This is a genomic window from Streptomyces sp. NPDC127119 (assembly GCF_042677425.1).
Lineage (GTDB): Bacteria > Actinomycetota > Actinomycetes > Streptomycetales > Streptomycetaceae > Streptomyces.
The window spans coordinates 1-12,801 of record NZ_JBHXTO010000199.1 but is presented as its reverse complement, the minus strand read 5'-3'; the positions used below and the strand labels follow the sequence as shown (position 1 = coordinate 12,801).

At 72.1% G+C, this 12,801-nt stretch carries 11 protein-coding genes; 7 read left to right on the top strand and 4 right to left on the bottom strand.

All coding sequences use genetic code 11. From position 1 onward, the window contains the following. Positions 1–111 precede the first annotated feature (111 nt). The gene (locus ACFVH5_RS41165; protein ID WP_385838805.1) at positions 112–969 is read right to left on the bottom strand and encodes a diacylglycerol kinase; all 858 of its coding nucleotides are present in this window, start codon (positions 967–969) and stop codon (positions 112–114) included. A 190-nt stretch (positions 970–1,159) separates the two neighbouring features. Between ACFVH5_RS41165 and ACFVH5_RS41160 the strand changes: the two genes are divergently transcribed. Together ACFVH5_RS41160 and ACFVH5_RS41155 are read left to right on the top strand one after the other, a co-directional pair. After that, on the top strand, positions 1,160–2,446 hold the full coding sequence (locus tag ACFVH5_RS41160) for an adenylosuccinate synthase (RefSeq protein WP_328495527.1): 1,287 nt from the start codon (positions 1,160–1,162) through the stop codon (positions 2,444–2,446). A 196-nt stretch (positions 2,447–2,642) separates the two neighbouring features. After that, positions 2,643–2,933 (top strand): hypothetical protein, encoded by a 291-nt coding sequence (locus ACFVH5_RS41155; protein WP_385838804.1) that lies wholly within the window; start codon positions 2,643–2,645, stop codon positions 2,931–2,933. A gap of 52 nt (positions 2,934–2,985) precedes the next feature. Here the strand turns inward: ACFVH5_RS41155 and ACFVH5_RS41150 are convergent, their stop codons facing one another. From ACFVH5_RS41150 to ACFVH5_RS41140, 3 genes are all read right to left on the bottom strand, one after another. Continuing rightward, a complete protein-coding gene (locus tag ACFVH5_RS41150) occupies positions 2,986–3,636 on the bottom strand; it encodes a hypothetical protein (RefSeq protein WP_384805815.1) in 651 nt (216 codons plus the stop codon). A gap of 118 nt (positions 3,637–3,754) precedes the next feature. Continuing rightward, positions 3,755–4,492 (bottom strand): GntR family transcriptional regulator, encoded by a 738-nt coding sequence (locus ACFVH5_RS41145; RefSeq protein WP_385838802.1) that lies wholly within the window; start codon positions 4,490–4,492, stop codon positions 3,755–3,757. A 169-nt stretch (positions 4,493–4,661) separates the two neighbouring features. After that, on the bottom strand, positions 4,662–6,020 hold the full coding sequence (locus tag ACFVH5_RS41140) for an aspartate aminotransferase family protein (RefSeq protein ID WP_385838801.1): 1,359 nt from the start codon (positions 6,018–6,020) through the stop codon (positions 4,662–4,664). Between the two features lie 194 nt (positions 6,021–6,214). Between ACFVH5_RS41140 and ACFVH5_RS41135 the strand changes: the two genes are divergently transcribed. The 5 genes from ACFVH5_RS41135 to ACFVH5_RS41115 all read left to right on the top strand — a co-directional run bounded on the left by ACFVH5_RS41135 (position 6,215) and on the right by ACFVH5_RS41115 (position 12,712). After that, positions 6,215–6,841 carry a DJ-1/PfpI family protein gene (locus tag ACFVH5_RS41135; protein WP_385838800.1) on the top strand — a complete coding sequence of 209 codons (627 nt, stop codon included), beginning with the start codon at positions 6,215–6,217 and terminating at the stop codon, positions 6,839–6,841. Beyond that, positions 6,838–7,392: a MarR family winged helix-turn-helix transcriptional regulator gene (locus ACFVH5_RS41130; RefSeq protein WP_385838799.1), complete on the top strand. Its 555-nt coding sequence runs from the start codon at positions 6,838–6,840 to the stop codon at positions 7,390–7,392. Before ACFVH5_RS41135 ends, ACFVH5_RS41130 begins: the two co-directional genes overlap by 4 nt. Positions 7,393–7,470: 78 nt before the next feature. Then, positions 7,471–9,570 carry a serine/threonine-protein kinase gene (locus tag ACFVH5_RS41125; RefSeq protein ID WP_385838798.1) on the top strand — a complete coding sequence of 700 codons (2,100 nt, stop codon included), beginning with the start codon at positions 7,471–7,473 and terminating at the stop codon, positions 9,568–9,570. Positions 9,571–9,678: 108 nt separating this feature from the next. After that, on the top strand, positions 9,679–11,211 hold the full coding sequence (locus ACFVH5_RS41120) for a substrate-binding domain-containing protein (RefSeq protein ID WP_385838797.1): 1,533 nt from the start codon (positions 9,679–9,681) through the stop codon (positions 11,209–11,211). A 67-nt stretch (positions 11,212–11,278) separates the two neighbouring features. Then, positions 11,279–12,712 (top strand): M20/M25/M40 family metallo-hydrolase, encoded by a 1,434-nt coding sequence (locus ACFVH5_RS41115; protein ID WP_385838796.1) that lies wholly within the window; start codon positions 11,279–11,281, stop codon positions 12,710–12,712. The last annotated feature ends 89 nt before the right edge of the window (positions 12,713–12,801 follow it).

Sequence of the window (12,801 nt, the reverse complement as noted above, 5' to 3'; positions counted from 1 at the left end):
GCCCCTTTTGACCTAAACGGCCGTTGGGGATTATGTTTACCCGCGGGTCGGCCAACCGTACCCCCCCTCCGTTTTTTTTGTAGGGGGGGTTGGGGGGCCGGCCCCCGAGGGTCACCCCGGCAACGTCAACCCCCAAGCCCCCTCCCGGACGGTCCACGTCCGTGTGCGGACCGGTCCCCCGACCACCGCATCCGCCCGATACCGGAAATCCGCCCCCGACACGGTGATCGTCCGCGCCACGGCCTCCAGAGGCGCCGCCTCCGCGCCCACGGAGACGGGCCGGATCTCGATCCGCGCACCGCCCCCGGCGCGTCCCGGGGTGATCGACACGGCCTCCACGGGCTGGTCCAGGTCGACGAGGGTCCGCCCGTCGACCTCGACCCGCAGCCGCGCGGGCCCGGGGGAGGCGGACGCGGGTGCGCGGGCGGGCCGTGCGGCGAGCGTGCGGACGAGGGACTGGCAGGTCCGCAGCCAGTGCGGGGGATGGGGCGGACCGTCCCCCTCCGGGGAGTCGGCGGACCCGCCCAGCGGCGGAATCCGCAGCGCCCCCAGCACCACCCCGTCACTGTCGTCCACCAGCAGATCGAGCCGCCGCTCGGACCCGTCGAGCACGGCGCGTGCCGCCGCCACGGCTCCCATGGGCACGCCGAGGGCCCGCGAGAGCGTCAGGGCTCCGTCGCCCACCCCCACCGGCACCAGGGACAGTGCACATCCGGCCAGCTCGCGCCGCCGGTGCAAAAGGGACACGGCGCGCAGCAGCGCCCGGTCGTCCCCGATCACGACGGGTCGCCGCGACCCTCTCCGGGCCAGTGCCCGATCGAATTCCTCGGGCCCGTCAGGGAGGCACACTTTTGCCGCCGCACCCGCGCTGAGCACGTCTTTTGCGATCCGTACCGCCTCACCGTCACCGTGACGGGCGACCGGGTCGATGACCACCAGGAGCTGGTCGGAAGTCGCCACCTCGGTCATGCCTCGCTTCCTCGGGTAGCATCTTTGTGCAAGAGCCCCTTGCGCTATTGCGCCAGGGGCTTCGTCTATTCCGGGGCATCCGGTCCGACGGTCGCGGCCAAAGGTGGTCGCCGGCGTACGCAGCCGTACCAGATACAGCCGCGTGCGTCCCCGACCTTGGACATGCCCCGCCCGGAAGGGGTGTACGCGCGTGCCCGCACTTGTGCTGCTCGGTGCTCAGTGGGGTGACGAAGGCAAGGGAAAGGCCACCGACCTGCTCGGTGGTTCCGTGGACTATGTGGTGCGCTACCAAGGCGGCAACAACGCCGGCCATACGGTAGTCGTGGGCGATCAGAAGTACGCCCTCCACCTCCTCCCTTCCGGAATCCTCTCGCCGGGGTGCACCCCGGTCATCGGTAACGGAGTCGTTGTCGACCCGTCGGTCCTGTTCTCCGAGCTGAACGGACTGAACGAGCGAGGCGTCGACACGTCCAAGCTCCTCATCAGCGGAAACGCGCACATCATCACGCCGTACAACGTGACGGTGGACAAGGTGACGGAACGCTTCCTCGGCAAGCGGAAGATCGGCACCACCGGTCGGGGCATCGGCCCGACCTACGCCGACAAGATCAACCGCGTCGGCATCCGCGTCCAGGACCTGTACGACGAGTCGATCCTGACGCAGAAGGTCGAGGCGGCCCTCGACGGCAAGAACCAGCTCCTCACCAAGGTCTTCAACCGCCGCGCGATCGAGACCGAGCAGATCGTCGAGGAGCTGCTGACCTACGCGGAGCGGCTGCGCCCGTACGTCGCCGACACCGTCCTGCTGCTCAACAAGGCGCTCGACGACGACAAGGTGGTCCTCTTCGAGGGCGGCCAGGGCACGCTGCTCGACATCGACCACGGCACGTATCCCTTCGTGACGTCGTCGAACCCGACCGCGGGCGGCGCCTGCACGGGTTCGGGTGTCGGTCCGACGAAGATCAGCCGGGTCATCGGCATCCTGAAGGCGTACACGACCCGGGTCGGCGCGGGTCCGTTCCCGACCGAGCTGCTCGACGAGGACGGTGAGGCGCTGCGCCGCATCGGGCACGAGCGCGGGGTCACCACCGGCCGCGACCGGCGCTGCGGCTGGTTCGACGCGCCGATCGCCCGTTACGCGACGCGCGTCAACGGCCTGACGGACTTCTTCCTCACCAAGCTCGACGTCCTCACCGGCTGGGACGAGATCCCGGTCTGTGTCGCGTACGAGATCGACGGCAAGCGCGTCGAGGAGCTGCCCTACTCGCAGACCGACTTCCACCACGCGAAGCCGATCTACGAGAACCTGCCCGGCTGGTCGGAGGACATCACGAAGGCCAAGACCTTCGCCGACCTCCCGAAGAACGCCCAGGCGTACGTGAAGGCGCTGGAGGACATGTCCGGCGCCCCGATCTCCGCCATCGGCGTGGGCCCGGGCCGCGACGAGACGATCGAGATCAACTCGTTCCTCCGGTAGCACCGCTCATCGGTGGGACCGCCCCGCGGCGGCACCGCCCGGCGCGCGAGCGGCACGCGCGTGACCGCCGCCTCGTACGAACCCTTCGTGCGAGGCGGCGGTTTTGCGTACCCGACCTGTCAATAGCGACATAACGGGCATAATCTGAACGTGTGCGCATGCGCGTGGATCCGCGAGACCGGAGAAGGTGAGTGCGATGCGCGTTCTGCTCAAGGCGACCATGGACACGGAGAGGGCCAACGAGGCGATCCGCAGCGGCAAGATGCCGGAGCTGATGAAGGAGGCGCTGGACCATCTCAAGCCCGAGGCGGCGTACTTCGGCGCCCTGGGCGGCCGGCGCACCGCCCTGCTGTTCCTCGACATGCGGGACAGTTCGGAGCTGCCCGCCATGGGTGAGCCGTTCTTCACCCAGTTCGACGCGGAGGTCGAGGTGTCCCCGATCATGAACGGCGAGGACCTCCGGAAGGGCCTGTCCCAACTCCGCTGAGAGGCCCCGCCGTTTCCCCGGCGGGGCGCTGTCTCTTCCCCCGGAACAGGCCCTAGCTGAAGATGATCATTGAGCCCTGGGCCAGGCTCCGGGTCGCCGCGGCGTGCAGGCCCAGCCATACGTGGCGTTCGCGGGCGAACGGGCTCGCGTCGAAGGGGGCCGGGGCGGCCGGCTCCTCCAACTCCGTGGGTGCCATCGGAGGTTGCGGCGGCACCGGTGGGTTGGCGGGGTCGATGCCGATCGACGGCGCGACCAGTTCCAGCTCGCGCAGCAGCACCTGGGAGGAGCCCAGCGGACCGCCTCCCGCGAGGAGTTCGTCGCTCGACAGCGGGTGCGGGAAGTCGACGGGGACGTACGCGCCCGCGTGGTCGTAGTGCCAGACCAGGTGGGACTGCTGGGCCGTCGTGTCGAACATCTCCAGCAGCTGCTCGTAGTCGCCGCCCAGTTCGCCGACCGGCGTCACCGGCAGCTGGCACACCTGCAGGAGGTACGCGCGGCGCAGGAAGTGCAGCGCGTCGTAGTCGAAGCCCGCGACCGGCGCCACATCGCCGGAGAGGCCCGGCATGTACGCGTACACCGGCACCGGCGGTAGTCCGGCCTCGCCCAGCGCCTTGTCGTACAGGGCGAGTTCCTCGGCGAAGGGGTTGTCGGGGGTGTGGCACAACACGTCGACGAGCGGGACCAGCCACAGGTCACAGGCCAATTGACAGCTCCTCGTTCAGCACGGTGGTCAAGGCAGCGTAATGGGTGAAGGCACGGTAGGTCCCCCTCGTGCGGGTCGGATACCCCACACCGGCGGGCCCGCCGCCGGCCCGCGGCTCTCAGCCCTGCGCCAGCAGCTCGATCAGCGCCAGCGAGTGGGTGTTGTACGCCGCGACGATCTCGTGCGCCGCCGGGGCGTCCCGCCGTGTGAGGGCGTCCACGAGGTCGGTGTGCTCCGCCCACAGACGGCCGCGCAGATCCTCGATCCGGCGCAGGTGCTGGACCGCGCACACCCAGGACTGGACGCGCAGCCGGTGCAGGAAGTCGGCGAGGTACGGGTTGCCGAACAGGCTGCTCAGCTCGCGCCAGAAGCGCAGGTCGTAGCCGATGAGGACGTTCAGGTCGCCCGCGGCGGCGGCCCGCTGCGCCTCCTCGCCGCGGCGGCGCACCGCGGCGAGCGCGGCGGCGGTGCGCGGGTCGTCGGAGCGGGTGGCGAGCGCGGCGAGGGCGCCCCGGGTGGTGGTGGCCGACGCGTCCAGCAGCCCGTGGAAGATGCTCTCCGTGACGAGGCTGCGGGCCTCGATCATGCCCCGGTAGTCGTTCAGCGAGTACTCGTGGACGCGGAACCCGCGGTGCTGGTCCGCGTCCAGGAGGCCCTGGGCCGACAGATCGACCAGGGCCTCGCGGACGGGGGTCGCGGAGACGCCGTACTGCTCGGCGATCTCCTTGACCGTGAACTCCTTGCCCGGCTGGAGGCGCCCGGCGAGCACCTCGTCGCGCAGCGCGTCCGCGATCTGCTGCCGCAGGGTGCTGCGGGTGACGGCCCCATTGCCGCCGCCACTGCCGGTGCCGCGCATCGTCCGGGTCCTTCCCCCATCGAATAAGTACTCGCTCATGTCTACGAGCCAGTCACCTTACGCGTTCGATGTCGGGCCACCCGGATTGCGGGAGTCCTGCGTCACACCCCTCCGCCACGCCCCCTGCCACGCCCTGTGCCGGGCCTCTCGGCCCGGTCCACGGGAGGCGTCACCCGGCCGTGTGCTCGTCCGCCGCGGAGAGCGCCTCGTCGAGCGCGGCCAGGCCCTCCTTGGCCTCCGCCTCCGTGATGTTGCACGGCGGGACGACATGGGTGCGGTTCATGTTGACGAAGGGCCACAGCCCGTGCGCCTTCGCCGCCGCGCCGAAGGCCGCCATGGGGGCGTTGGCCGCGCCCTGCGGGTTGTAGGGGACGAGGGGTTCGCGGGTCTCCCTGTCCCGTACGAGTTCCAGGGCCCAGAAGACACCGGTGCCGCGCACCTCGCCGACGCTCGGGTGGCGTTCGGCCAGCTCCCGCAGCCCGGGGCCGAGGACCCTCTCGCCGATCCGGGCGGCCTGCTCGACGACGCCCTCCTCCTCCATCACGTTCAGGGTCGCGACGGCGGCGGCGCAGGCGAGCGGATGCCCGGAGTAGGTGAGCCCGCCGGGGTACGGGCGCCGGGCGAACGTGTCGGCGATCGCCCCGGAGATGGCGACACCGCCGAGCGGCACGTACCCCGAGTTCACGCCCTTCGCGAAGGTCAGCAGGTCCGGTACGACACCGGTGTGGTCGGCGGCGAACCACTCGCCGGTGCGTCCGAAGCCGGCCATGACCTCGTCCAGGACGAAGACGATGCCGTGTTCGTCGCAGAGCGCGCGGACGCCCTCCAGGTAGCCGGGCGGCGGGATCATGATCCCCGCGGTGCCCGGGATCGTCTCCAGGATGATGGCGGCGATGGTGGCCGGACCCTCGAACGCGATGGTGTCGGCGAGGTGCTGGAGCGCGCGCTCGCACTCCTGCCGCTCGGTCTCGGCGTGGAAGGGGGAGCGGTAGAGGAAGGGCGCCCAGAAGCGCACGACCCCGGCCGTCCCGCTGTCGTTCGGCCAGCGGCGCGGGTCGCCGGTGAGGTTGATCGCGGCGGCGGTGCCCCCGTGGTACGAGCGGTAGGCGCTCAGCACCTTGGGGCGGCCGGTGTGCAGCTTGGCCATCCGGGTGGCGTTCTCGACGGCCTCGGCGCCGCCGTTGGTGAAGAAGATCTTGTCCAGGTCGCCCGGCGTCCGCCGCGCGATCAGCCGTGCCGCCTCCGACCGGGCCTCGACGGCGAACGCGGGCGCGAAGGTGGTCATCCTCCCGGCCTGCTCCTGGATCGCGGCGACGACCTTCGGGTGCTGGTAGCCGATGTTCGTGAAGACGAGGCCGCTGGTGAAGTCGAGATACCGCTTGCCGTCGTAGTCCCAGAAGTAGGACCCCTCCGCACCGGCGACGGCGAGCGGGTCGATGAGCTCCTGCGCTGACCAGGAGTGGAACACATGCGCACGGTCCGCGGCCTTCACGGCGGCGCCGGCCTGGGGATTGGGCTGAGGGGTCATGCGCCTGAGCGTAGGGGTCCGGGGCGCGGGCGCGACATCGGCGTCCTGTCTGCGGCGCGGCCGTGAACGCGACAGGTTGTCGTGTGTGGGGAGGCCCCGGCCGGACGCCGGCCGATATGTTGACAGCATGCTGTCGTGATGACAGCATGCTGACATAGTGGGCGAGCCGGTGACCGCGCGACCGAGGAGAAGCCATGACCCGCGACAGCGTCCGCAATCCCGCCCGAAAGCCCGTGTACCTCGCCGTCTACGACACGCTCGCCGACTGGGAGACCGGTCACACGACCGCGTATCTCGCCCGCGCCGGCCACGAGATCCGGACGGTCGGCCTGTCCGGTGACCTCGTACGGTCCGTCGGCGGGCTGCGGATCCGGCCCGACGTGACGCTCGACGACGTACGCCCCGAGGACGCCGCGCTGCTGATCCTGCCGGGCGCCGACCTGTGGGACACCGGCGACGCACTCGCCCCCTTCGCCCGCGCGGCGCGGGAGTTCCTGGCGGCCGGCGTGCCCGTCGCCGCGATCTGCGGGGCCACCGCGGGACTCGCCCGCGAGGGACTGCTCGACGACCGCGCGCACACCGGAGCCGTCTCCTTCCATCTGGCCGCCACCGGCTACCAGGGCGGTGACCGGTACGTGGAGGCCGACGCCGTGACGGACCGCGGGCTCGTCACCGCCGGACCCACCGAGCCCGTCGCGTTCGCGCGGGAGGTGTTCGCCCTGCTCGGCGTGTACGAGGGAGAGGTGCTCGACGCCTGGTACCGGCTGTTCCACGACTCGGACGCGCAGGCGTACGCGGTCCTTGAGGCGGCCGGACGGTGAGCGGGACGGGTGACGGGTCGGGCGGGGAGGGCGAGACGGGCCGGGAACGCCAGGACCTGTTCAGCCGGAGCGCGCTCGCGGTCTTCCGGCTGAACGGCCAGTACCTGGGCGTCGCCGAGGAGTTGGCCGGGCCGGCCGGGCTCACCGCCGCCCGGTGGCAGGTGCTCGGCGCCGTCCTGCGGGAACCCCTGCCCGTCTCGGGGATCGCCCGCGCCATGGGCATCACCCGGCAGAGCGTGCAGCGGATCGCCGACCTGCTGGTGGAGCGGGGGCTCGCCGAGTACGTGCCCAACCCCGCCCATCGCCGCGCCAAGCTGCTCCGGCCGACCGGGGAGGGCTTCGAGGCCGTCCGGAAGATCGGCCCGGGCCACGCGGCCTTCGCGGACCGGCTCGCCGAAACCCTCGGCGGGAAGACCGGCGAGAGGATCGGGCAGGAGATCGGCGAGAGGTTCGGGGAGGAGGGACTGGCCGAGACCGTGCGGGTGCTGGAACGGCTGATCGGGGCGATGGAGGCGGTCACGGAACCCGCACCCCCTGTTACGGAACCGTAGACACCGCCCCTGCCGTGTCCTCGTTCCGCCGCACTATCCTCGGGCTGTCGCACATGTACGGGGGAGGGCGGCGTTTCGATGGAGAAGCTCGGACCTGCGGATCCGCACCGCATCGGCGCGTACCGGCTGCTGGCGCGACTGGGCGCGGGCGGTATGGGACAGGTGTATCTGGCGCGTTCCGACCGCGGCAGGACCGTCGCGGTCAAACTCGTCCGCCAGGAACTCGCCGAACAGGAGGAGTTCCGCGCCCGCTTCCGTCAGGAGGTGCGGGCGGCCCGGCGCGTGGGCGGCTACTGGACGGCACCGGTGCTCGACGCGGACACCGAGGCGGCCATCCCGTGGGTCGCCACCGGCTATGTGGCGGGACCCTCGCTCCAGGAGGTCGTCGGCCACGACCACGGCGCCCTCCCGGAACGTTCCGTACGGATCCTCGCGGCCGGTCTCGCGCACGCGCTCAAGGACATCCACGCGGCCGGACTGATCCACCGCGACCTCAAGCCGTCGAACGTCCTCGTCACGATCGACGGCCCGCGCGTCATCGACTTCGGTATCGCCCGCGCCCTGGAGACGGTCACCGACGGCGGCCTCACCCGCACCGGCGCACTCGTCGGCTCGCCCGGCTTCATGGCCCCCGAGCAGGTCCGCGGCGACCGCGTCACGCCCGCGTGCGACGTCTTCTGCCTGGGCTCGGTCCTGTCGTACGCGGCCACGGGCGTCCTGCCCTTCGGCGCGGCCAACAGCGGCGTGCACGCCCTGATGTTCCGTATCGCGCAGGAGGAACCGGACCTGGAAGGGGTGCCGGAGGGCATCGCCGACCTCGTCCGCCAGTGCCTGCGCAAGGACCCCGCCTCCCGCCCGACGCTCGACGACATCCTGGAGCGCACGGGAGCGGAGGACACCGTCGCGGACGGCCGCAGCCGCGACCCCTGGCTGCCGGGGATGCTGGTGGCCCAACTGGGCCGTCACGCCGTGCAGTTGCTGGACTCGGAGGATCCGGACGTGTCGGCCCGTCCGGCGGCGCCCGGGGGCGGGGAAGGCCCGGACCGCACACCGGCCCCGGGCTCCGCACCCGCCCCGGACTCCACACCGGCCCCGGCGCCCGAAGCCGCCCCGCCCGCTGCCTCCGTATCCCCTTCCGCACCACCTTCCGTGCCCCCGCCCACGGCTTCCCCGGAACACGCCCCCACCCCCGACGCCTCCTCCCTGCCCGCCCCGGAACCGCCCCCGGGCACCCCCGCCGATCACCTCCCGACGATGACCGCGGCCGGGTCCCCGACACCGCCTCCGGCCGCCCCGCCCGCCCCGCCCGCCCCGCCCGCGCACACCCCGGCCCCGGGCCCCGTGCACCCGGCCTACGGCTATCCCCAGCAGCACCCCCAGCCCGCCGCCGGCTACGGCTACCCGCACCAGCAGCACCAGCAGCAGCCCGGCGGCTGGTCGGTGCCCCCGGGCGGCTACGGAAACCCCAACGGCCATGCGGCGAACCCGGGTTCGACCCCTCCGCACGGACCGACACCCCCGTACGGACCGACGCCTGCGTACGGACCGACGCCTGCGTACGGACCGGGCTTCGTGCCGCAGCCGGAACCGGAGCAGCCGCGCAGGAACGCCCGTTCCACCGCCCTGCTGATCGTGGTCGCGCTGGTCGTCGCGCTCGGCGCGGGCGCGTCCGTGTACGCGCTCATGAACGGCGGCGGGGACGGCGGCCGGGCGGGCGGCGACCCCGGCGCGTCCCGGACGAAGGCCGCGCCCACCACCCCCGGCCAGTCCAGCGGGAAGCCCTCGACGCAGCCGCCCGGCACGGGGGAGGAGACACCGGCGGACGGCGCGATCCCCACCGGGTACCTCGGCACCTGGACCGCGTCCATCGACAACGCGACGGGCCGCAACACCCGTCGACTCACCATCGAGCAGGGCGAGGTGGGCGCCACGGTCCTCTCGCTCACGGCGGACGGACCGGCGGACGGCGGCACGTACCACTGTGTGTTCCGGGCGACGCTCAGCGAGGCCCCGAGCGACGGCGGTCCGCTGCGGATCGGCCCGTCCGAGGTCACCGTGGGCGAACCGGCCACGTCCTGCTCACCGGGCGCGGCAACGGAGTTGACCCTCCTGCCGGACGGCCGGCTGCGCCGGGTGAACGCGAGCAACGGCGACGCGCTGACCTACACGAAGCAGTAGCGGGGCCCTTGAACAGCTGCTGAACTTCAGTGGTCGTCACCGGGTTCCCCCGCGTCCCGCTCGTACAGTGTCCGCACCGTCGAACTCCGGGAGTGGTGGGGGCACCCAGTGGAGTGGCTCAGCGCAGAGAACGTGGTGGCCGTGGGCACGGCGGCCGTCGGCATCGTCGCCTCGGGCGTCATGGTCTGGTACGAACGCCGGGTGCCGCGGCGGAAACGTATCGGCTACCGCGTGCAGATGGACAACCCGATCGGGGACGACGTCCGCCTCGGCCGGGCCAGCGTCCGGCTCGGGCTCTTCGACGAGGCGCCCGGCATGGCCGACGCGACGCTCGTCCTGCTGCGCATCGAGAACGACGGCTCGCAGAGCATCGCCGACATGGACTACACGGGACGCGAACTCCACGGCCTGACCGCGGTGTTCACGGACCGGACGATCCGCGGGGTGTCGGTCACCCAGCCGCCCGAGACCGACCACCTCATGGACCACTTCACCCCGTCGAACGGCCTCGGCTACGAGGGCAGCACCCTGCGCATCCCGCGCGTCCCGCTCAACCGGGGCGAGCACTTCAAACTGCTCGTCCTGCTGTCGGGCGGCGACGTGGGCAGCGGGATACGGCTCATCGGCGGCATCCGCGACGGCGAGGTGCACCCCAACCGCGCCGCGCCGGTGGACGGTACGCCGGCGCTGTTCAGCCGGGCGTCACGGCTGATCACCGGGCTGCTCACGCTGTGCGTGCTCGCGCTCGCCGTCATCGTGGTGACCCGCGACGGCACCCCGCCGCCGATCGGCTGCGAGCGGGGCGGGCTGACGGTGACCGGCTCGACGGCGTTCGGGCCCGTGATGCGGGAACTGGCCGCCAAGTACGAGGACGACTGCGCGGGCGCGTCGATCGACGTGGACCCGCACGGCTCGACCGCCGGGGTCCAGGAACTCGCCGCGCTGGGCGCCCGGTCGAAGCACGGCTCCCCGCCGGTGATCGCCCTGTCCGACGGCCCCAAGCCGAGCGGTCTGCGGGAGCTGCGCGAGACCCGGGTCGCGGTCTCGGTCTTCGTGCTCGTGGCCCACGACGACCTGCCGGTGAAGAACCTGTCGACCGAGGACGTACGCCGTCTCTACAGCGACCGGATCAGCAACTGGAAGCAGCTCGGCGGCCCCGACCTGCCCGTCCACCTGATCAGCCGCGACGCCAACTCCGGTACGCGCAAGGTCTTCCAGCGCCGGGTCCTGAACCGCAACGAGGGCGCGAACTACTCCTCGGACTGCGAGCACAAGGACTACGCGGCGGCCCCGGTCATCCGCTGCGAACTGTTCTCCACCGACCAGGTGCTGAGCACGGTCGCCCGCGTCCCCGGCGCCATCGGCTACAGCGAACTCAACCTCGCCACCGGCCACGAGGGCGTGCACCGGGTCACCCTCGACGGCCACGACCCGTCGGTCGAGGAGATAGAGCACGGCACCAGCGCGTATCCGTACCGGGAGATCGAGTACGCGTACACGTACGGCTCGCCGCCCGCCGACTCGCTCGTCTCCAGCTTCCTCACGTACATCAGCCGGGGCAGCGGCCAGGACGTGATCCGCACCCACGGCCATCTGCCGTGTGCGACGCCGGTGGGGCAGCGGATCTGCGGCGAGGGCTGACACGGGCCGCTTGCCCGGCCGTACCGGCCCCTTGCCTGTTATTGACGCGTACACAACCATTCTTTGCATGCGACCTGTGAACCCGAGCAGAAGAACCGTCCTGGCCGCGACGGCCGCCGCCGGAGCCGCCACGGCGGGTACGACGGCGACTACGGCGACGGCGGCGTCGGCGGCGTCGGCGGCCGGGGAGCCGGACGCGGGCGCGCGCCCGCCGGTCACCGCCCAGCCTCCCACCCGCGAACTCCGCGCCCTCCTGCGGGAGATCGACCCCGACCGCATCGAGGCGACCGTCCGCACCCTCGTCTCCTTCGGAACCAGGCACACGCTCTCCACCCAGGACGACCCGGTGCGCGGGATCGGCGCCGCCCGCGACTGGATCCTGGCGCAGCTGCTGTCGTACGCCGCCACGTCCGGCGGCCGGATGACGGCCGAACTCCAGTCGTACGTCCAGGAACCCGCACCCCGCATCCCCACGGCCACCCGCATCACCAACGTCCTGGCGACCCTGCGCGGCTCGGTCACCCCGGAGCGCGTGTACGTCGTCTCGGGGCACTACGACTCCCGCGTCACCGACGTCATGGACGCCACCTCGGACGCCCCGGGCGCGGACGACGACGCCTCGGGCGTGGCCGTGGCGATGGAACTGGCCCGGGTCATGGCGAGGCGCCGCCCGGCCTCCACGATCGTCTTCGCGGCGGTGGCGGGGGAGGAACAGGGCCTGTACGGGGCCGCGCACCTGGCGTCGGGCCTCAAGGCGGCGGGCACGGACGTGCAGGCCATGTTCACGAACGACATCGTGGGGGCGTCCAGGGCGGACGACGGCACGAGCGACCCGTACACCGTCCGGCTCTTCGCGGAGGGCGTGCCCACGGCGGAGACGCCGGAGCAGGCGGCCACGCGCCGTTCGGTGGGCGGCGAGAACGACTCCCCGTCGCGGCAGCTGGCCCGGTTCGTGCGGGACACGGCGGACAACCCGGCGACGGGTATGCGGGTACGGGTCGTCCACCGGCGTGACCGCTACCGCCGAGGCGGCGACCACATCCCCTTCCTGGAGCAGGGGTACGCGGCGGCCCGTTTCACCGAGCCCGCCGAGGACTTCGCGCACCAGCACCAGGACGTGCGGGTCGAGGACGGCAAGCAGTACGGGGATCTGCCGGAGTTCTGCGACTTTCCGTTCGTCGCTCGGGTGGCGCGGGTCAACGCGGCGGCGCTGTGGACGCTGGCGCAGGCGCCGGGTGCGCCGCGGGAAGCGCGGATCCTGACCGCCGCGCTCACGAACTCCACGCGGTTGGTGTGGGCGCGGGGGTCCGAGCCGGACCTCGCGGGGTACGAAGTCGTGTGGCGGGAGACCACGGCGGCCGAGTGGACGCACGTGATCCCGGTCGGCGACGTGACGTCCCACGAGGTGGACCTGTCCAAGGACAACGTGTTCTTCGGCGTGAGAGCGGTGAACAGAACGGGCCTGAGAAGCCCGGTGTCGTTCCCGTCCCCGCAGGCTTAGGACGCTTCCTCGCCCCCGCCGCCCCTACCCGTCCCGGCACTGTGTCCTCAAACGCCGGACGGGCTGTATTCGTTTCAGCCCGTCCGGCG